Source organism: Brevibacillus laterosporus, from assembly GCA_007833815.1.
Taxonomy (GTDB): Bacteria; Bacillota; Bacilli; order Brevibacillales; family Brevibacillaceae; genus Brevibacillus_B; species Brevibacillus_B laterosporus_D.
The window spans coordinates 2,247,587-2,268,546 of record CP033464.1 but is presented as its reverse complement, the minus strand read 5'-3'; the positions used below and the strand labels follow the sequence as shown (position 1 = coordinate 2,268,546).

14 protein-coding genes and 2 pseudogenes are annotated in these 20,960 nt (G+C 44.8%); all 16 read right to left on the bottom strand.

Annotated features, from left to right (window positions below; genetic code table 11):
- Nucleotides 1-252: 252 nt before the first annotated feature.
- Nucleotides 253-5,796, bottom strand: a pseudogene (locus EEL30_12045) (wall-associated protein).
- Between the two features lie 41 nt (nucleotides 5,797-5,837).
- Nucleotides 5,838-6,266: a DUF4280 domain-containing protein gene (locus EEL30_12040; GenBank protein ID QDX92974.1), complete on the bottom strand. Its 429-nt coding sequence runs from the start codon at nucleotides 6,264-6,266 to the stop codon at nucleotides 5,838-5,840.
- Nucleotides 6,254-6,811 (bottom strand): serine protease, encoded by a 558-nt coding sequence (locus EEL30_12035; protein QDX92973.1) that lies wholly within the window; start codon nucleotides 6,809-6,811, stop codon nucleotides 6,254-6,256. Before EEL30_12035 ends, EEL30_12040 begins: the two co-directional genes overlap by 13 nt.
- Entirely contained in the window at nucleotides 6,783-8,057 is a 1,275-nt protein-coding gene (locus EEL30_12030) for a pentapeptide repeat-containing protein (protein QDX92972.1), read from the bottom strand. Before EEL30_12030 ends, EEL30_12035 begins: the two co-directional genes overlap by 29 nt.
- 35 nt (nucleotides 8,058-8,092) lie before the next feature.
- On the bottom strand, nucleotides 8,093-9,517 hold the full coding sequence (locus EEL30_12025) for a hypothetical protein (GenBank protein ID QDX92971.1): 1,425 nt from the start codon (nucleotides 9,515-9,517) through the stop codon (nucleotides 8,093-8,095).
- The gene (locus tag EEL30_12020) at nucleotides 9,514-10,167 is read right to left on the bottom strand and encodes a hypothetical protein (GenBank protein QDX92970.1); all 654 of its coding nucleotides are present in this window, start codon (nucleotides 10,165-10,167) and stop codon (nucleotides 9,514-9,516) included. The genes EEL30_12025 and EEL30_12020 overlap by 4 nt, the downstream gene beginning before the upstream one ends.
- Nucleotides 10,168-10,236: 69 nt before the next feature.
- Nucleotides 10,237-11,013: a DNA and RNA helicase gene (locus tag EEL30_12015; GenBank protein ID QDX92969.1), complete on the bottom strand. Its 777-nt coding sequence runs from the start codon at nucleotides 11,011-11,013 to the stop codon at nucleotides 10,237-10,239.
- Nucleotides 11,014-11,107: 94 nt separating this feature from the next.
- Nucleotides 11,108-13,756 carry a molecular chaperone gene (locus tag EEL30_12010; protein ID QDX92968.1) on the bottom strand — a complete coding sequence of 883 codons (2,649 nt, stop codon included), beginning with the start codon at nucleotides 13,754-13,756 and terminating at the stop codon, nucleotides 11,108-11,110.
- 26 nt (nucleotides 13,757-13,782) lie between these two features.
- The gene (locus EEL30_12005) at nucleotides 13,783-14,478 is read right to left on the bottom strand and encodes an iron-dependent peroxidase (GenBank protein QDX92967.1); all 696 of its coding nucleotides are present in this window, start codon (nucleotides 14,476-14,478) and stop codon (nucleotides 13,783-13,785) included.
- Nucleotides 14,469-15,755 (bottom strand): normocyte-binding protein, encoded by a 1,287-nt coding sequence (locus EEL30_12000; protein ID QDX92966.1) that lies wholly within the window; start codon nucleotides 15,753-15,755, stop codon nucleotides 14,469-14,471. The genes EEL30_12005 and EEL30_12000 overlap by 10 nt, the downstream gene beginning before the upstream one ends.
- 181 nt (nucleotides 15,756-15,936) lie before the next feature.
- A pseudogene (locus EEL30_11995) lies at nucleotides 15,937-17,757 on the bottom strand (serine/threonine protein phosphatase).
- A gap of 51 nt (nucleotides 17,758-17,808) precedes the next feature.
- Entirely contained in the window at nucleotides 17,809-18,657 is an 849-nt protein-coding gene (locus tag EEL30_11990; GenBank protein QDX92965.1) for a serine/threonine-protein phosphatase, read from the bottom strand.
- Nucleotides 18,658-18,667: 10 nt separating this feature from the next.
- Nucleotides 18,668-19,183: an FHA domain-containing protein gene (locus EEL30_11985; protein QDX92964.1), complete on the bottom strand. Its 516-nt coding sequence runs from the start codon at nucleotides 19,181-19,183 to the stop codon at nucleotides 18,668-18,670.
- 34 nt (nucleotides 19,184-19,217) lie between these two features.
- Nucleotides 19,218-19,775, bottom strand: a complete 558-nt coding sequence (locus EEL30_11980) for an FHA domain-containing protein (protein ID QDX92963.1) — start codon at nucleotides 19,773-19,775, stop codon at nucleotides 19,218-19,220.
- Between the two features lie 136 nt (nucleotides 19,776-19,911).
- Nucleotides 19,912-20,358: a J domain-containing protein gene (locus tag EEL30_11975; protein QDX92962.1), complete on the bottom strand. Its 447-nt coding sequence runs from the start codon at nucleotides 20,356-20,358 to the stop codon at nucleotides 19,912-19,914.
- Between the two features lie 91 nt (nucleotides 20,359-20,449).
- Entirely contained in the window at nucleotides 20,450-20,875 is a 426-nt protein-coding gene (locus tag EEL30_11970; GenBank protein QDX92961.1) for a membrane-associated protease 1, read from the bottom strand.
- Nucleotides 20,876-20,960 lie beyond the last annotated feature (85 nt).

Here is a 20,960-nt window from a genome sequence, read left to right as displayed (position 1 = left end):
TTTCCCTTCATGTAGAGTGTCACGATAATAGTAACGTTCCTCGTATTTGTATACTTTAGCACCTTTAATTTCTATTTTGGTTCGTATGAAGGAACTATCCATTAGGAATGTTTCATTGTCTTTAGGCACCCTATTTTCTTTAATGTACGCTCTGTTATTCTTACTAGCACTCTTATGAGCTTCTGTTCTTTTGGATTTTCTTCCATAATATCCATCATGAGCAATTTCATCATGCCTTTGTGAGATGTTAGGTTTACCCTTCTGACACTGCCCAGTCCCAAGCCCCGCCAGCCCCAGCGGATCAATAAACCCTACTGGATCACCATTCACATAGGCAAATCGGTTAAAGGTCTGCCCTTCCGTCACGTCCCCTGGTAAGATATCTCGGTTCAGGAAACGCTTCAGTCCCGGGTGATAGTACCTCGCCCTCATGTAATACAACCCATTCGGGTCGGTCATGACACCATCTCTACCATTATAACAAAACGGTTGGGAGGTTGTACCATCGTGCTGTTCTAATTCGCCATACACACCATAGCTGTAGCGGTCGGTGACTCGTCCTCCCCAATCACTCAACATTGTGGTACTACCACGCATATCCGTATGATACGACAAATAATTCCCTTGTGCATCCTCTCTACCGATCAAGCCTTGTCCATACACATAATAGGCCTTCGGACTACCGTCTTCCCCTAGCTCCATGAGTACACGGCTAAATACTTCCCCTTGGTCGACTACATAGCGTGTCGTCTTTCCTTTCCATGTCATCGAGGTACGTACGTGCTCGGCATCATAGGTGTAGCGTGCTTGACCTGTGCGGACTAGTCGATTGCGGGCATCGTACACATAGGTATGAGCTTCCTCATTCTCTGTCCATGTGAGTAGATTGCCGTCTGCATCCATCTCTACTGGATGTTCATTCACTACGGAAAGTCTGTTGTCTTTTCCATATCCCATGACCTTCTTCGGTGTTGCCTCTACCGTCCCGATTCCCGTGACGTTTCCACCTTGGTCGTAGCTATACCAGACGCGACCACCCGGCCATTCACCGCTTACGAGTCGTTTCAAAGCGTCGTAGGTATACTGCTTTTCCTCTTCTTGCACAATTTGTCCTAGCTCATTGTACACGTAGCGGTATTTCTGGAGCATCACACCTTGGCGGTTTTGATCCCACAGACGCACCATTTGTCCAGCAACGTCATAGCTGCGTTGCTCGATGGTTCCATTTGGTCGGACTGTCTTGATCAGTCGTCCATTTTCATCGTAGGTGTAGGTAGTACGACGCCCTGCCCAGTCTTTTACCTCCGTGAGCTGTCCCGCCAAATCATAGGTATAACGGACGATCTTCCCATCTGGATAGATGAGGTGGGTCAGCTGGCTATTTTGGTCATACCGGTATTGAATGGTATTTCCGTAGCTATCTGTGCAAGCAGTGACACGTCCTAACAGGTCGTATACTCGATGCTTCTTGCCTGCTCCTTCTTCCTGTACCTTGACGAGATTGCCGTCTGCATCGTATTCCCTGCGTACCGTACCAACCTCATCCTTTTGTTCAAGAAGCTGGCCCGCGGCATCGTAGCGATAGTGAGTTTCTTGCCCTCTCGCATTGGTACGTTTGTTCATCCAGCCTCGTTCGTCGTAGGCAAAATGGGTAGCTTCCCCGGTGGCATTTTGTTCCTCTACCACTAGCCCACTCCGATCGTACCGAAGCGTCGTTTCGTTGTCATTGGCATCGGTATAGCTAACGAGACGTCCTTCGCTGTCATATTGCTGACGATAGATCGCGGCATCGCTTTCCATGACCTCGGTCAGACGAGCAACGGCATCGTAGGCATAAGTCGTATTTTGTCCAAGAGCATTTGTCTTCTTGGTGCATTGATATAATTTGTTAAAACCGTACAACGTTGTATGACCTAAGGCATCTGTAGCGGAAACAAGATTACCGCCTGCATCGTAGCTGACGTCCTGTACCCTATTTCCCAGCGCATCCCAAACCTGAAGGAGGCGTCCGGTTTCATCATAAGCGGCTTTTTCGGTTCGACCTAATGGATCGGTAATGGAGACAATGCGACCCATTTGATCCCGCTCATAGCGAGTTTCCGCTTCATTTGGTTGGATAACAGCTATCAATTGGCCCTCTGTGTCATATCGATAGGTGGTTGTCTGTCCTAACGCGTCCGTTACGCTTTCCATCGATCCCAACACATGATAACGATAGCGGGTGGTTGCTCCTGAAGGCATCGTTTCTTCCACGCGTTGATCGAAGGCATCATAGGCAAAGGAATATGGGCGTCCAAGCGGGTCGATTACTTGTACGATGTTATCGTTAGCATCATAGGTGCGTCGTACTTTGCCACCTCGTCCATCTTGGAACGAAGCGATACGCCCTACCTCGTCGTAGCCTACTTGTATGACACGACCTTCTCCGTCATAGACAGCCGTGAGGTAGCCTTTGTCATCGTACCGATAGCGGCTCGTCACACCCTTAGAATCGGTGTAGCTTACGCGTTGTCCCTGTTCGTTGTAACCAATCTCAGAGTGACTTTCGTCGGGACGGGTCATGCTTACTAAACGTCCACGTTCGTCATACGTGTAGCTCGTGATGCCACCCTCTGCGTTGATCTCGGACAACAACAAATCGTCCGTGCTGTATACATAGCTGGTTTGATTCCCTAGTGGATCAACTACTTGAATCAGATTGCCTCGCTCATCGTACTGGTAGGTGGTCGTCTCTTCTTTCCCTACTGTTTCCGCAATCATTTGACCTCGGCTATTATATTCATACGAAACACGGCTACCGTCTCTTTCTTGTTTCTCCATAAGTAACATGCGTTCATCATGAATCATGACCTCTGTAGCACCCAGACGGTCTGTGAAAGTTGTAATTATGGAACCAGGAATGCTTTCTGTGTCATAGGTGAACTGAGAGGCTAGTCCTAAGGCATTGGTCTGCGCAATAACCCGTTCCTCATGGTCGTAGGCGTTGCGATATTGCAAAATTCCATCCACAGTAAGGGACTCGATCTGTCCTTGTTCGGTATACGTTAGCTCGCTTATGGTTCCATTCGGATCGACGAATTGGCTGAGGCGACGAGACTCGTTGTAATCGAATTGCACACTGCGATAAGCATCATAAACGCTATATAATAGCCCGTCTTGTCCATATGTTAAGGATAGAGAGCGACCTGTAATCACATCTGTCATTTGGACAAGACGATTAGAGGAATCATGGATAAAGGTTAACGCTTGCCCCAAGGCATTCGTTTGTTTACTTACCTGTCCATTTCGTTTAAAGTAGTAGGTTTCTCGCGTATTTCGGTTGAACAGCTCAAAACCATTCTCCAGACGGCGAAGCTCGTAGAACATCATGTCGACATCTTCTGAACGGTACAGAGTACGATCTGCTTCCGTCTGCATAAACACATTTCTTCTGCCTGTATTCCACCAGATGGTAATCTCACCCTGGTCAATACGCTCCATGTCGGCATGCATTTCATAATTATGCGTCCAAGCTTTACCAAGCACACCCTGCTGGAGAAGCAACGAATTGTAGTGTAGCTCGAACGTCCATGTCTCAGCTCCATACAGCTTTAAGGTAGGATGAATGATAAATTGCGATCCGGAGCCAGCATGAATGGGATCGTCTACACAGCTTTTTTTATTGGCATCTGCATTTTTTGCCCGTTGAGCGGCTTTTTTGCGCTCTTTTTTAGATAATTTCTTCTTCCCTTTATATTTATTCTTTTTACCACCTATTACTCCCAAAACAGAGGATACTACATCACCAGCCACCTCTTCTACCACTTGGTATCCGACTTCTGTAGCTACTTCTTTTGTAACGGCTTTTCCAATTTTGCCAACACGACTGTTTGCCATTGTCTTGAGCTTCATACTGCTTTTTATCTTCTGAACAGCTTCTAGTTGATTGATACTGCTTTTTAGCTTTCGCGAGGCGGTATATACCTTTCCTACTACTACATCCGCTATCTTTGTGACCGCTTTTGCTACATCAGCGGCTTTATCAGCTACTTTGGCCGCTGCTTTTCCCATTTTTACTGCCTTCGCAGCTTTCGTTCCGAGCTTGGCAGCCGTCGCGGCTGCTCCAGCAAAGGGAATACACGCCACTAAGGAAAGAGCCGCTCCTGCGTAATCTCCACGAGCTACCGAGATGCCCGCATTAGCAACATCGGCAACGATCCCAACTACTGGAATCATCCCCACCACATCCAGCGCCAACTGCACACCATCTAGCAAGCTCCCCCAGAAGCCCTTCTCTTCCTCTGGCGGTGGTGGTGGCGGAGCTGGGTCCTCTGGTTCTGGCTCCGGCTCTAGGTCAGCTACCGAGACGGGCGATTTGATCAGACCATCTACCTTTAAAACCGTGCCCTGAATATCCGTCTCTCCATCTAGCACAATGCTACTTTCCTTACACAGCAGATAAATCGCTTCCTGAGCCTTAATTTCAAACTTGGTATCTGTCTCAATCTCCAAGTCCTGCTCCGCTGAAAACATTATGGCTTTATCACTGTGAATCTCGATGCCGTCTTCGACATCCAGCTTAATAAACATCTTGCCTTCTTTACTGTCCTTCGCGGTGAGCACAAAATCCGAGCTGCCTAGCTTCATCTCCTTGCCGAAGTTGGTGCCCCAATATTTCTCGCTTGGATTGCCCATCTTGGGAGAGTCTTGTCCTGTTTTACGGACGGAGCTCATCGCTACAGACTCGTCTTCTTGGCTCGTTGGGAAATAAACCTGGACGGCATCTCCCTGTTGTGGCATGCAGTGAAAACCGTTGCTGCCTTCTGTTGAGTAGACGGAGGAATACGGAAACCACCAAGCCTTGCCTTTGTCTTGGGATTGATCGATATCGAGATGGACCTTGACAGTATCATTGCGAATCTCGATAATCTTTCCTTCGATCGAGACACCCGTTAGTTGTTCATTTCGAATCGGATTCTGCTGCACGCCCTCTTCCTGGCAAAGGGTATAGGTATATAACAAGGTACCCTCGGTAAAACGTGCTGTAGATGCTGCTACCGTCAGCTCTTTCTCTTGAAACAGTACCTTGTCTCCCAACGCAAAATACTGACCGCTTTCTGTGGTATAGTGGGTGAAGGCTGTCTCGTCTAGCTCGCTACCATGTCCCGTGGTGGCTTCCGTGTATCTGTCTAGTGATCTTGCTACACCATAGTGGTAGTCTGTCAGTTGTCCTACTTTTCCATCTGGGACACCAAGCGAGAACTTCGGCGTCTTGGAGTTTGTTTCTGGTAATAAAACCGCACCAAAACGAGACGCCATTCGCTTGATGAACGCCCAATCTGTTTCCTTATATTGCAGGGTGAATCCTTCTAATTTGGCACCGTTTGTAGCATAATCGAGGTAGTCTGATCCAGGGTAATCTTTTACAATTAAATCTAGTAAGGCCGTGTACGTCATGTTCTTATCTTGAAAGGATCTTGTCTTCTCTTTTATATCTAGTTTGCTGGTGAATGAGATGCCTTCTAGCTCTAGATAGTAGATGCCACGGACAGCACGAACCCCGATATCTTCTACGAGTCCGGTAAACAGATTCCTTACCTTGCTACCATTCTCTACTTCATTCACCTCTATGATGTCGCTACTCGTTGCCATTGCAATGTAACTGTCTTTCTTCTCTTCCGGAATGATTCCGGTTAGATATAGCTTGGCGTGATCGTTTGCTCCTTTGACCAGTTGTAGCTCTTGCAATGTTTGTATATCGTAGGGAGACACTACTTGCAGATTTCCATATCCCGCTACGTTAACTGCCGTTTTCACACAATCCCCCCTCCCAATGGGTGGTATGATTTCTTACAGGTTTAGTCCAACTCCTGTCCGTCGTCGATGATGCTTATTTGTCCACCACAATGTAAGCACATGTTAGTACAATCGTTGAGAAGAACCGGGGCATCCTCGATAAGCTTATTTTCCTTGCCCCCAATCCACGGCATGGTTACAATTGGCATGCATGGCATACGCTTTAAGTAACCACCGTTTGCTTCCGTCGCCGCTGCTACCTCCGGATTTGCTAAGTTACCGCATCTACCAAAGGGCATGATATTCACATTAGGAACAAAATCCTTGATGTTCATTTGAGCCTTGTCCTTGACAAATACGCCATGGCTTAACGGGGTTTTCAAGCGACTTTTTTGGGTGCCAAAGGTGCAAGTAAGGATAGCGCCTGCCACCACATAGCTTTTCTTGGCTCCTTCCCCACCTGCTATTTCCACGTCTTCTATGAGGGCCATTTCATCTCATCCTCTCTCTGGACCTCCAGCTCTATTTTTTGAAGCTGGATGCCTGTAAAGTCCCGACGCAAAATACTTTCCGCCAGTCCCAGATTCACTACAAGATGCTCTTCACGAATGCCATCTATGCGGAAGAACGTTCGTCTACCAATTTTGTCCGGATCTAACATGAGCCGTTTTACTGTTCCGTCCTGATAAAACTCGGTTTGATCTGATAGGCAGGCTAGACTCGGGGACACAAACACCCAGTACAAATCCTGTCTCATCTGCTCCCGATCTGCCAGTACCACAGCCTTGCACATCATCTTCGGTACATATTTGACCACCAATTGTTTTAATCGATCTGACAACAATGGGATGGGGCGTTGGATATAATCTACGTAGGTGACATATTCTTTCTGCTGAATCGGGACCTGCAATACCAGTTCATCTAAGACATGCACCTTCTCCTCGGTTAGCATCTCTTTGGTTAAAAGGCTAGTAAGTCCTACAGGCTCCACAGCGTCTAACAGGCGATTATCTTGGGACAGAATAAAATAATTCATCTAGGTACGCCCCCTCGCTCTCGGCTTCCATCCAAATAACAGTGGCTTGTTGCTGCTCGTCTAAATTCACATTGCCTCGATCTCGTGCTGAAAAGGTTGCACCTTCTACATCCGCTCCAGTAAAATCGACAGCAACTATGCTAGCCCCGACAAACACAGCTCCACGTAAATTAGCATCTGTGAAGCTGACGTCTGCCAAATCTGCTCCAGCAAAATTTACGTCTACTAGATTGGCTCTGGAAAATTTAGCTCCCGCCAATTGAGCCCCGACAAAACTAGCTCCCTCCACATTCGCTTCTGCAAAGGTAATCTCCCAAAAGCCCGGCATTTCCCAGCTATCTGGTTCCAACAACCCCTGAGAAGCTTGGATTCCTCGGAAGTCTGCCCCTGTTAACTCACTCTGACAAAAATCCGCACCAGACAACATACTATGGGAAAAATCTGCATCAGCTAGTCGTGAATGATTCCATCGTGTGCCAATTAATACACAGCCGTTACATCGACTAGCAGATAGATCACTTTGTTCAAAACGCGAATAGCGAAAATCTAGCTCGGAATACTCTCCTTTTGACAGGTCTAAACGGTCAAAAACTTCATAGGCATACTCCTGTTTGCTGCCTTCAGCGATCCAGTCCCTAACAGATTGGGCATCTCGCGTGCGTCGATCTATTTTATATACAACTTCGCTAACATCCATGTATTCGCCGACACGTATTTCAACGATATCCTCTATGGATAGCTCCACAAATTCCTGAGATTGAATCGCCATAGGCAACGCATACCTAGCCAACTGAATCACGTACTGATGAAAATGAACGGCTTCTCTCAATATCAATTGCTCCACGTCTGGAAGCGTAATAGCACCCATATACGCCTTACTACCGCCATTAATTTCAGCCTTCAGCTGTTCCAAATACGCTAAAGCCCAGCTAGCATCGTATTCTGTTTGGCAAGGATTCCGATCAAAAAACCAAGAGCTGTCTGTCGCCTCCACCAAATAAATCGCTCGCCCTACTGCTAATTCCGTCCGCAACAACGAAAAGGTGATATGCCCAATACTTGCTTTGTCCTTTCGAATCTGTTCGCCACCTAGCTGTTTGCAGATGCGTTGAAAAGCAATCGTCCATTGTGTAGCCAATGCGTTTTTGTTTGTCTGAAAATCCTGCTCTAGGCGCATTAATGCTCTCAATCGTGCTGGCTCCACTACATTTGTCATAAAATGAGGCATCGCTTCTGTCTTGTCCATCCTTCTCCTCCTCTCTGCCATAGAAGTTTGTCCGTCTAGTTTGTCTTGGTCTCATTCCCCATGATCGTGGTGTTACCATCCATCTTGATATTACTTTCCTTGCAGGTCATGTTGATCTCTTCCTTAGCGCTGATGATCACCTTTTTCTCGGAGTCCATCATGATGTCTTCCTGCGAAATGATTTTGATTTTTTTCTTACTCATGATCTGAATGCCATCTTGCTCATTAAGTCTGATAAAAATCTCGCCATCTTTGGCAGTAATCACAATCTCGCTAGGGCTCATCATGAGTTCCTTACCAGTAGGTGTCCGAAAAAATTTAACATCGGGGTTGCCCAGCTTATTATGTTCCGCCTCTCCTGAATCCTGACGAACGGAACTACTAGCGATCCCGTCTCCTTCTTTATTGCCGGGAAAATAGACGCGCACATGGTCATTAAGCTCTGGCATGCAATACCAACCGCTGTTTCCTTCTGCGGTATAAACGGAAGAATAGGGAAACCAATGCGCTTCGCTCTTGCTCTGGCTTTTGTCGATAGAGAGGTGAACCTTCACCGTGTCCTTGGCGACCTCAATGACCTTTCCTTGCACGGATGCTCCGACGATTTTCGGGTTAAAAAGCTTGTTTTGACTCATTCCTTTTTTGGTGCAAAGCGTGTAGACATGCTTCAATAACCCCTGCTTCATTTCCGTATATGCTTCGGCCACAAACAAAGTTTTGCCTAAAAATTGTACGCCGTGCCCTACCTCTAACACTCTGTCTGATTCCACTTCGTAGTAGATAAAGTCATTCTCCTGAATGCCAGGGATATGATTCTCCGATGAATGTCGGAAAGCAGACATGCGTTTTTTTACGCTATAGTGGAAATCCTCCAGCTTGCCCTTCGAGCCACCCTCTGGCATTCCGAAATAAAATTTAGGCTTATCAAAAATAGAAGCTGGCACCACACCCGCGTTAAATCGGGAGGCCATTCGCTTTAAGAACTGCCAATCTGTCTCGTCATACTGCATGGTAAATTCCCCGAGCTTACCGCCTTTGGAGACGCTGTCCATCACATCGAGTCCAGGATAGTCGGCCGCAATTTGTTTTAACAGCGCGGAGTAGGTCATATTTTTATTTTGAAAGGAACGTTTTTTACGCTTTATATCCAGTTTGTAAGAATGCGAGACCGCTTCGACCTGCATGTAATAAATGCCCCGTACGGCCTTAATTTCAATATGGAGTACGAGTCCGTTAAATATAGGCGTACTTCCGCCTTTTTCGTCGATCTGACTGATCGTAAGTGGCGTCTCTGCTTGCGTCATCTCCACGTAGCTATCTTTTAGTTCCTCTGGCACAATACCGGTAAAGGTTACTTTGGCGTGTTCATTGATAGTTTTGGTCATGACTAACTCTTGTAGGTTGACTATTTGATAAGGGGAAATCTGGAGATTGTGATACGCGATTACTGTTGAACTCACTCTTCCTCTCCTCCTTTTTGATCGTTGTGAATGACTAACGATTCCATCATGCCTCGCGCGACTAGTCGCCAGTCTTCCATCTCATCCTCTGTACAGTTGAACGTACACAGCAATGCCTTACCATCTAACTCAGTAAAAAACATAAAATTATATAGATTAACGTTATATGCTGGAGTCAAAAATTCGCAGTAGCCAATCGGTTTTCCGTTAATCTCTTTCACACCATCTCCGTGCCACTGAAGAAGCTTCTGGGTCTTACGCAACAGCTGCACCATGACGGCTGTAAACTCTTCCATCTCGGCATCAGTGAGTCGATTTTGGGTGTGATTAATCGCTAAATTAATAGAAGCGCTACTATTGGTAAAAATCAGGGTAGGTCTACGTTCTGAAGGGTATTTTAATGCCGCCATTTCAGACGTCATTGGGGTAAATGATTTAGGCATCGGAATCCTTATTTTTTCATCTAACAAACTACGCTCTGAAAATGAAATCATCTCACCGTCAATCTTGATCAACGATTTTTGCAGATCGTACGCCCACTTATGATCAGGTTCCTGTGTTTTTTCCGCTTGTGCTTCCGGTCCCTGTTCGTCCTTTTTCTCATCCTGCTCCTGTAACATCGCAATAATCTTTTCGTCCATATGCTCCATAACAGTCCCCATCCTTTCTTTATCCACGCATGACTTCATGTGCCTTCCTACCTGCTTACCTCTCAGTCGTCAGTCCACAATCATTCGATGCAAACCACCCTGACGCATATCAGCTCTTGCCTTGCCCCCACCTCTTACCTCATCTAAAATGCGCCCCAAATATTTATGAATCTGCCCATTGCTGTACTCCTTGAAGCCCGTGCCCAATCGGTTAGCAAGATAGGTAAGGATGACCTCCCGATTGACCGTCCCTTCGTTAAGACATAGCAGAGCGAAACTGATATCAAACGCTGTCAGATTCGTTCCATTCACCAGCTCCCTAGCAAAATACCGCATGATGGCCGGAGCGAGCGTACTGTGTGTCTCACTTGCATAGGGAACATAAATCGTAATAAACGTGTTGTATTCCGTAGCCAAATCAACAAAGCTTTGGTATTCGGAGCGTAGCTTGGCCCCTTCTTTTAGCTTAAAACGACCTAATTCTAGTTCGTTATGACCAAGCTCCACCTGTTCGTCCAGCACGATTTCAGACCTGTTAATCGTGAAGTCGTTTTCTGTCAGCTGTTCATGGAACCTGATTTTAACCAAGGTTTCTCGATTGTTGGCTTGGTACATAAGCTCATGCTCTTCCTTTAACAAATACAAGCGACCAGAATGCTTAACGATTCCCGGTGTAATCGAGATACTTTGCGCGCCAATACGTACGTCTGATCCTGAGATGATCCCATCTGAATAATCTTTGTATTGAATATCGAGAAAATCACGTGGGTAATCTCGAAGATTGGCAAGCATGTCAGTTTTTAATATGCGACCTTTGTTAAAATTGGGATACAGATGGGTAAACAAGTGGCGCCCTCCTTTGTGCATGCCTTGGTTGCTTCCTTCAAGCTAGCTGACGAGGACAGCGCTTCATCCCTGTCCTGTCTGTTCCTTCCTCCACTTACTTCAACCCATCAAAGAAATCCAACTCAGACAGATCGTTTTCAAACGCAAAGAACTGTTTCTTGCCTAGATAAAGCTGCTCGTTTTGTCTAGCAACAGGCACTACGTAAAAACCCCAGCTCTTTTCATCTGTAAAAACAAAGAATTTAACTTCCCCATTAATAATAGAATCTGTATCGTCCTGCGGGATTTTACCTGGATAGATGCTTGCGATCTGCTCGTACACCATCTGTGTATAGCTCTCAGGCTGATTGATAAACACGTAATGATGGCGCGGATTTCCGTTCGCATCCTTTAAATAGAACTGAATCTCTCTGACTGCGATCGGGCGTGAAATGAAGCCTTGTACCTGATTGGCTCGTTCTAAGCTGTTGATTAACGTTTTTTCGTGTTGGTTATGTGTAAATGCGCTCACAGAATATGGAATGATTGGCGCATGATTCGTTATGCTGGGCTCGATGAATCCAGATTTTTTGGCACTCAGATAGCGAAGAGAGCCACGCAGACATGCCAGTTTAAGATCAGATACCTTTCCTCTTTCTTCCATTTTTTGTTTAAATTCAATACTGCGCCCCGGCACAAATTCTTTTAACGCCTCACGGAACACATCAATACGGCAGGATTGGCCCGTTAGTTTAATGATTGAAAAATCCTGTAAGCGGCCATCTTGGTAATATTCATCTAAAAATTTACGCACAATCTCATAGATGTCTGCGCGGATCAACTGACTGATTTCCCTGATGGTAAAGACCACATTAGGAAATTCATACTCCTCTTTGAAAACCTCTTGATGAAGTACAGACAAGAACCAACGATCCATTTTAGTGATTTTCAGATCATTGTCTGAATCCTCGTTAGACACAGACTGAAATCGATTTCGCAAGATACCTGTCTTACGGAAGAATTCTTTTTTCATGTTCTCAGCGAGTTCCCATAGAAAGTAAAAGTTGTTGCGCACGCGTTGATATTCTTCCTGTGAACGGTTTTCATACAGCTTAAACTGTGTCGGAATGATACGATCTGCCCCACGATAACTCGCTTCAAAGTTTTCGTAGACAGCCCCCACACCGTAATCATCCACATAGCGAAAAAGATCGGTCGCTGGGATCGTAATGAGTTCATCAATATCTGTATCCGTTCGCCTTTTCGTATAGTAATTAGCAAAGACAATTTTCATGAATTGCAAGATACGGTATGTGATGTTATTGCCACCAAAGTTGGTATCGCCATTCTCATAGGTCGTATGTATATCAATCTTGTAGGATATATGTCCATCTAAAATCGAGAACTGGCAGGAAGACAAATCTGTCGTACCACCTCCGCAATCGATCACTAACGCCTTATATTCCTCGCCATCCAGAAAACGATTTTTCTCGATCTGATCCGCTATGGTATTGTAGAGTACTGCCATGCCCTCATCCAGCGCATCTGTGGATTCAATCTGGTACTGAGGTAAAATCTCGCTAAACATTTCAATAAATTGCGTTTTTAATTTGACTGGGCTTGAGATATGTAAGTGTGTAAAGCGGCATTTAAATTGATGCTCTGCCATTTCCACAATATAGGTGAGGAAACCGCGTAGGATGTCACTTCGCTTGACATAAGCCGTGTTGCCTTCCATATCTATAATTTCTTCTGTCTTCGTGTAAGCATTTACCCATCTTTTTAGACCATGGAATTGAGAGGATTGGCTACTGTATCCATTTTTTTTGCGATGAGAAATGGCTTCATAGCCGAAATGATACTGGATATTCTCTGGCTCCCGACAGTCTGCTACACTAACGATTGTCGGAACAACTGCCACCCAATCGGTCGTCTGCTCCGTATCATCAGGGAACCTCACATAATTAATCTCATTCAGGCGTATTCGTCCATTTAATAAGTCATGGCTTGGAGGTGTGGAAATATATCCGCTATCCAGATAGGCTCCCGCGGTTGTGTTAGATGTCCCAAAATCGATAGCGAGAACAGCTCCCGTCTCTTCTAACTCGCAAATTTCCAGGTCTGTCACTGGAACCTTGCAATAGTGCAGGTTGGCAGGTAACAATGGGCCGTCCTGATAGTAGGCTCTGTATAGGTATTCTGAATCCTGCTTTCTGAAAAACAACAAACTGTAGTTTTGATTCGCCGTTCGCCGTAGCTCGGCGTTGCGATCCATAGCTAGATAATAAAGCCCTGTATGTGACTCACATTTTTTCACATGCAAAATCCCACATAGCTCCATGCTGTCATTAATCAGCAGCACATTGGATTCCATCAGACCGTTCGCTTCGACCTGATATTGATCCGATTTGTCTACTTTTAGTCCACGGTACAAAGACACTTTTGCTGGAACTTTGATACTAACCTGATCAGACATGGGAGTTTTTAAATAGGTATGTATCGCTTCCTCTACTCGATGGAATCCACCTTTGTGAAAGCTTCGAATTAACAGGCTATCCACTGCTCCACGGAACTTTAAAATCGTGTGAATTAAAGCCTCCCGATCCAGCGTATTGGCAACCCCTTCAACCAATCGCTCTTTATAACAGATGTTACGCAATTGGAAGGTGGTCATATCCTCCAGCTCTTCTCGCGAGTATCTGATCAGTAAACGACTGCTATCTCGCCCTTTGTCCGTATGCAATCTATACGAGTATCCGTTCATTGTGTTCTATCCTCCTTGCTTGTCGGTCAGTAAAGAGCGATGTAGTCCACTTGCATCGTTTCTTCCACTTCCATAATGCCAAAATGATAACTCCAGTACAGTTCCGTGGAAAAACGAACCGGTAAAAACAAATCCTTAATCAACTCAATCTTGGCCCGAGCGATCGGTGTTTCTGGTTGACCGATATAAAACAGCAGCTCATCCTTTTCCTCACAGTTGGCATATATCGTGGAGCGAGTAAATACCTTTTTGGTTGTGTCTTTTAACAAGTAAACAGCTTCACCTGTTTCATACAAACGCAAGAGATTACTTGCAATCATCTCCCGCTCCTCTTTATTGAACAGGTGGATGTTGTCTTTCACACTGACCCCAAACACGCCTGCTTCCAAATCCTTTTGCAAAAAACGGATGTAGTACTCCCGCTTGTTCATGCCTTGCATCAGATCGATCTCTGCTAAGAAATGAATGAGAATATCAAACAAGCTATTTCGAAGTTCTACATCTGTCTCAATATTGGGGTCAAATAGATCCCTAAAAATTTCGTAAAACCGATAGTAGGGATTGATTTCAATGGTTTGATCGATCTCAATTGCATTCAGATTTACCAGACTAAGCTCCATGTAGGGCGAAGAGACTTTGGCCGGAGCAAACTGGACATCTTTTTTCTCCATACCGGACCGCTCTGCCTTAATCAACAGATCCCAAATGTAATTCAAGCCCATTCTCCTTCGCACTTGTATTCAGGAAAGCTCATCTGTACTTCTGAAACTAGAAAACTCATTAGGTCATGCAGAATAAAGGATGTATCACCTAGGTGGGCGCGATTCCGAAAGCACAAGCGCATGATTTTTTTGTCCCGTTCCACCCTAACATTGTCGCTAATAAAAGGATTCATCTCATAGGTATGCCCTTGTGTCCTTTGAGCCTCTAAAATCTCCACCTGTACCAGCTCCAGCATATCTGCCGTTTCAAATGAGTGAACAATTCGAATGATTTCTCCTTTTGCCCGCACAATCATTGCCTGTTTACGGGCATAACGTGCGAGAAAGCTATCAATGCGCTTATTAGAGACGAGTGGATATTCCAGCTTGCCTATTTTAGACTCTACTGGTTGCATGATCTTAAGTACGTCCCATATCCCTGCCTTTTCTTGCGGTGAAACAATAGTCAACTCGTCATGAGTCCGTTTGATGTAGCGAATATTCTCTTCTTCCCCATCCACCAAATATCCGTGATCAGTGCCCGTCTTGCGCAACGACAAAACATGCTCAAAATTAACCCGATCCATAGCCGGGGTCGGAAATCCGCTGTTTTTAAGCTGAAGACGCTGAATGTTCCACAAAGGAATCTTGTCCAACCGCTTACAGCTCTCCCATTCCTCCAGATCGACTGTAATCTCCAGAATTTCTTCGGATTCGTCCAGCTGCTCGTCACAGCCTGTTAAAATAACATCGAAAAACTTGTAAGCATATGGATTGTTTACCGTTTTCCAAGGAACACTATTTTTTTGAAACACCGTATAAAGCTGTTCGATCTCTTTCATGTAGGTACGGTTTTGCTCTAGTCGGACGTTAATTAGCTTCGTGTTAGTAGCCGTAGTTAGCTTTCCTGTGAAGACACGATTATTGTTTAACAGCTGTTTAATCGTAGGATAATCGCATTGCAAAAAAAGCGTAAACAGTCTTGCTTCTTCCTTCTTGTTCAATTGGGTAACCAGACTGTTCATATCACATGTTTTGTTCAGTGTATCTTCAGGTAGCATTGGGTATAAATAATCATGGATTGGATCCCAGTCATCTTTGGAACAAATGGTGACGTACACATCATGCTTCTCTTGTTGATCTTCCAGCTCGCCAAACACCCGTTTCTCCAATTTGCTGTTCATCTCTTCCTGATATTCAACGAGATTCACAAACACACCAGTCATGAGTTGCTTTAGCATACGGCGTTGGTCTAAATCCTCCAGTTTGTTTAAGCGGTCAAGAATAATATCTTTCATGTCGATGTGTAGCCTCCTTTCCGCCAGTAATTGCTGGTGGTGGGTTGGTGGTTTTTGAAAATACTGGTTGTGCTTCGTTCATGAGCATACTTCCCTTAAAACGTTCCCACTGTCTCATCACCGAAACCATCTATGGTGTTGGCACAACTGGTGCAGGTTCTTGCTTTTGTGCATCAAGCGGTTGTGTCACTGGTGGTGGCAATGACTCAGTTGTTTTAGGGACTACTTGCTGTGGAGTTGATTCTGGTTCCGGCTGTTGTGTTACTGGTGCAGGTATCGTTGGTGTTGGCGTAGTGGATACTTGTCCCGACGATTGTCCCTTTGCTGGTGTGGAGCCTGACCCTGACACTTGTTTCGCATCTGGTACTGGTGTTTGCCCTGACGCCGGTACTGGTGCTTGTCCTGGGACTGGAACCTGTCCTCCAGCTGGTTGCTGATCCCCTCCATTTGCAGCAGGAACCGGTAACGGATGTAACAGCTCATCCACCTTGGTAATCTTACGCTCCATGCCTAGCACCTTTTCCATCATCCCTGCTTCCTGATAAATCGACTGCGCCTGCAAGTAAGCATCCAAAGCACCTTCCAAATCCTCCTCTGCTAGCAGACGATCTCCGTCCTTCTCCATCTTCTCGCCTTCTAATTGTTGAGTGCCTTTTTCTACACCTAATCGTTTGAGCTGCGTTTCATCTATTTTCGTTTTAATTTCTTTTTGTCCCTCAGTGTAGGAGGCACTAATTGCTGCCAACTTCGCCTGTTGGTACATCTCCATGGCACCTGTATAATCCTCACTGCTAGCTCGTAGGTCACCTTCTTTGATCAAAAGCTGAACCTGAGCTATTTTCTCTACGTTATCTACTTTTTCTTGCAGCTCTGTCTTATCAAACTCCTTCTGATTCTTCGCTTCTTCCAACGCTTTTTTATAGTTCTCCAGCGCTTGTTTCATCTTTCCATCTTTTACAAACTTATCTCCATTCACAATCAACTCGGTAATTTTCAACTTTTTGCTCAACAATTGTTTATATATCTTGTCTTCTATCCTTTTAGCTGCATTACGAGCTTCACTATATTCTAAAAGTGCTTTATCATAATCCTTTTCTGAAACATAGGTGTCCGCGTTTTTCTCATGTTCATAGATACTAGCAATGTTCTCTGCAAACCGTTCGGCTGCACGCGCTTTCATATACAACAGTCCACCTACAAGCAGAATGACAGGAATGCCTATAAATAAGGCTGTTTTAATCTTTTTCCAACGCTTTTTGGGATCTTCTTTAAAAACTTTATTAGCATAAATAGACGCTATCGTATAATTATTTATTACTTGTCTTTGTTTACTTAATAACAATTCTTCCAGTAGGTCAGCCATCTCTGCTGGGCCTTTTGCTTCTTCTAGGCCTTCTACCATATCAGAGCCACTTACCTCTTCCCAAGCTCCTGGCGTACACAGCATCATCACATCTCCATCAGATAGTAAAACCTTTTTGGATACATACGGCTCAAAATAGTCTGGCTTGCCTAAATAAGATAGGAGATTGTGGCGTTCTTCGTGTCTATCTATTGCTTCAAAAGAAATTTGCTCCTCATCAGCCATCTGCTGAGCTAGGGTCTGATCGTTGCTTCTTGTTTGCAAGCGACCATGCCGAAAATGGTACAGTCTCGCATTGCCTGCCACCGCCCATATGATCTTGCTATAATCGGTGACAACGATCAAAATGCTGGCTTTTAACCGGACTCTTCTGCTCTCCTCTTTTAGCCAGTTATGGGCATTGTTTATGTATTTTTTTAACTTTCGGCGGGACATGGTGGGCTTATCCATAAAGCTTTGCAAGATGCTTTGCACCGCCATCTCCGCACTTTTCACTTCTTTGTCCGTATCAATCCCGTCGGCAATCACCCAACAAGCTACATCATCTAGTTCTACAAAAGCAAAATAATCTCGATTTTCCATAAAAGTGCCTGCTTCGGAAACGAAACTGGTCTGAAAATTGCTGTTCTCCTTCCTCATCCGTACCCCCGCTTCTCCTTCGCTACCAAAGGCATGACCAGTCGCTCCGTATTACCAGCCTTGTTCTAAAATAATGACCGTAGCGTTATCTTGATTGTGTAATTGTTTGCGTTCAATTTCTGCCACCATCTCTTCTGCTGCGTCAAATGGAGATGTGGTATTCATTAAAATCTGCTCCATCTCCACTTCGGAGAGCGTGTTGTATACGCCGTCGCTTAATAAAATAACCTTGTCTCTTTTTTTCAACAGAAACGGTTCGTTGCAAATCTCCATATTTTGAAACTGCTCATAGCCTAAATAATTAATCAGTCGCTTGCGCATCGGGTTATTGGTGGCTTGTTCCCTAGTGATTTCCCCTGACAGATAACGCTCCTCTAGCACAGATTCCAAGATGTGCTTTTGGTTCATTTTGATAAACTCCCCGTTACGAAACACCATGATGCTACTATCCCCCACAGCGCCCCAATAAAGTTTATCTTCCGCCACAACGGCCGCTACTAACGTCGTACCACCATTTGATCCACCGATTTGTTGCACAATTTCAGCATTGCTTTTACGAGCTGCTTTTGTGAAAAAAGAGGTAACATTTTGTACATGATCCAGATTCAAAAATTCCCGCATGAATAGCGTAACAGCCAGAGTGCTAGACATCCGTCCATGTGAAAGCCCACTGATCCCATCCGCCAAAACAGCCAGAGTGCCAATCGGAGTCGTCGCCGTCGAGAAGTAGTCGTCCTGTTCATCTCGATTACCAATCGTTTGACCGTTTCCGATCTGAATGCCCGGCTCTTCAATAGGAGCCATCAGACGCTGGCGTATCATAAAGAGAAGTAGCATAGACACAAAGGCTGCTAGCACAAGCAGATATGGCATGTATTCCTGTTCTCCCAGCATGTTCATCAACCTACCCTCAATTGTTTTCCCATTCAAAATGGACGCCGCACAACGGGATAAAGATAAATTTACTTTGACCAAGCTGAATGACGTCATATGCTGTTAACTCTACTGGTGAATAGACAGCCTCATTGTTATGGTAAGCAAGTCCGGACGCATCTCCTGGCAACAGGTAAAAGTTACGTTTTTTCGGATCATAGACAATCACTGCATGATTGCGCCTAGATATCGCGTTATCTCCAATGATGCGAATATGCATCTCCTCTGCTCGTCCAATGAAATTCTTCTCTGCCATGATCCGATAATCTTGTCCCTGCTGTGGTCCTTCGATACAGACTAACCAACCTGTCACAGGTTCAATACCCGTTGTCTCTCCCAAGTAAGGCATGGTCTTTTCTTCGTCGGGTTGGCGTACTTGACTTTTGTTGTCTCCCCGTGGTGCTTGGTCTACGACAATGTTGCAATAGGGGCATGTATTACCGTGTTTTCTTGTGCTAAACATATGGCCATTCGTACATCTCGTTAAACTCATTTCTGGTCATCCCCCATGTGATTAGTAGCGACTTTTATTTCACTAATATTCGTGTATTTGCTATGTAAATGAGATCATTTGTATGAATTTGTTGCCTTGTTTCGACCTCTACCTTGCTCGTCCGAGTGTTGTTCGCCTTTTTAATTCCAATTCCATTATGAGAATCATTGTCCTCAATGAACCAGTTCCCTCCAACATGGTTAAGCACTGCATGATGAGTACTGATAAGCGATGCATATTCCGTATCTGATAGATCTATATCAACCTCGCCGTTGCGGGAGTTCTTTCCGATCACCAAAGAGGTTTCCCCCTGTATGTACCACTCTTTTACTCTTTCGCCTTCTTCATCCAATAAAACTAACTTTGTAATACCTTCCGGCTGCTTGTGTTGTTGCTTAGGCAGCAGCTTCTTATTTTTTTGCGTAGCATAAAAAATAATAGAAATAAGTACTAGAAAACTAACCAACCATTTCATAATTGGATCTGATTGAATGCCAAACGTGAAATACAAGATATTAATTGCAATGACAAATATAAGTACATCAATGATTATGACCCAGATGGAATGGTTCTTTTTCGCTTTTGCTTGCACATCCTCTACCCCCGTAAACTGGTGTTTTCCTTTCCATTCCGATCACTACTTGTAAAGAAAAAAGGCCCCATACCTTGAAAGATGTATGTCCACTGACATCAAATCACCAACAAAGAGAGGAGCAAGCCCTTCCACCTTATTTTTTTCGCGGTCCAAAATAACTCTGAAAGATCGCTGAGGTATCCATAGGATTCTTAGACGATGATCCGTTTTTATGAAGATTCCCTTTTTTATCTTTTGGATCAAATCCAAAGAATTGGGAGAAATTCCGTTCCATATCTCGCGGATCAAATCCCTGATATCCTTGTGTTGTCTTGCGTTCCGTCGATTTCTGGCCTGTTCCTTGGGTGGATGTAGCTTTCTTTTGTGTTCGCTGATCCAGCTTCGCATCGTACGCTGCCCGTGACTCTTCGGTTTTTAACACTGTGTAAGCTTCATGAACTTCCTTGAAGCGCTGTTCTGCTTCACTACTCCCTGCATTCACATCGGGATGGTATTTTTTTGCTAATTGCCGATACGCCTTTTTCAACTCCGCTTCGGAGGCATGTTTGGAAACACCAAGTATGTCATAGTAACTTTTCATTCTCTCTCCCTCTCACGGATGAAATAAAATTTTAAGAGGCTTTGAACCTCTTAAAATTTTATCCTTCCTCAGATCGCTACAAGACTATCTATTAAACGGCATAGCCGCCTTCAATTTTGGTAAATTCGGTTTTGTCTTTTTTCTGTTTGATGAATAGAACGAACTCACCAACACCTTCTGTATCGCCAAAACGCTCTGTGTAATCTACCACGAATGCATTTGGCATGTGGATTTTGCGAACTACTTGATCAGCCGCGATTACTTCTAGTGTTACTTTTCTGTAGCAGTCCGCTTTTTCAGCAGGAACTAAGGACCACAGAGCTAGCTTCATCGTGTCATCAGCGCTATCACCATCGGTAGAAGTAATGATTTTACCAGTAAGGCGTAGTGTAGCTCCTACATCTGTTGATCTAGCATTTGAGTCATCTGGAGTGTCAGTGTCATACACAACGGTTTGGATGTTATCCATTCCTAGTTCAATTGTTTCTGCACCTTCTACTTTTAGTCTGAAACCCATAAATAAAACCTCCTTAGGATTGAAAAAAATGGCTCTCACGCCCGATTTAGGGGGGCGAGATTTATGTATAGAGGCAATCTTTTGT

Excerpts from the sequence above, each read along its gene's own strand:
- EEL30_12040 (QDX92974.1), bottom strand. The coding sequence starts at position 6,266 with ATGGCCCTCATAGAAGACGTGGAAATAGCAGGTGGGGAAGGAGCCAAG.
- EEL30_11990 (QDX92965.1), bottom strand. The coding sequence starts at position 18,657 with ATGAACATGCTGGGAGAACAGGAATACATGCCATATCTGCTTGTGCTA.
- EEL30_12000 (QDX92966.1), bottom strand. The coding sequence starts at position 15,755 with ATGAAAGATATTATTCTTGACCGCTTAAACAAACTGGAGGATTTAGAC.
- EEL30_12005 (QDX92967.1), bottom strand. The coding sequence starts at position 14,478 with ATGGGCTTGAATTACATTTGGGATCTGTTGATTAAGGCAGAGCGGTCC.
- EEL30_11970 (QDX92961.1), bottom strand. The coding sequence starts at position 20,875 with ATGGGTTTCAGACTAAAAGTAGAAGGTGCAGAAACAATTGAACTAGGA.
- EEL30_12020 (QDX92970.1), bottom strand. The coding sequence starts at position 10,167 with ATGGAGCATATGGACGAAAAGATTATTGCGATGTTACAGGAGCAGGAT.
- EEL30_12010 (QDX92968.1), bottom strand. The coding sequence starts at position 13,756 with ATGAACGGATACTCGTATAGATTGCATACGGACAAAGGGCGAGATAGC.
- EEL30_12030 (QDX92972.1), bottom strand. The coding sequence starts at position 8,057 with ATGGACAAGACAGAAGCGATGCCTCATTTTATGACAAATGTAGTGGAG.
- EEL30_11985 (QDX92964.1), bottom strand. The coding sequence starts at position 19,183 with ATGAGTTTAACGAGATGTACGAATGGCCATATGTTTAGCACAAGAAAA.
- EEL30_12035 (QDX92973.1), bottom strand. The coding sequence starts at position 6,811 with ATGAATTATTTTATTCTGTCCCAAGATAATCGCCTGTTAGACGCTGTG.
- EEL30_11975 (QDX92962.1), bottom strand. The coding sequence starts at position 20,358 with ATGAAAAGTTACTATGACATACTTGGTGTTTCCAAACATGCCTCCGAA.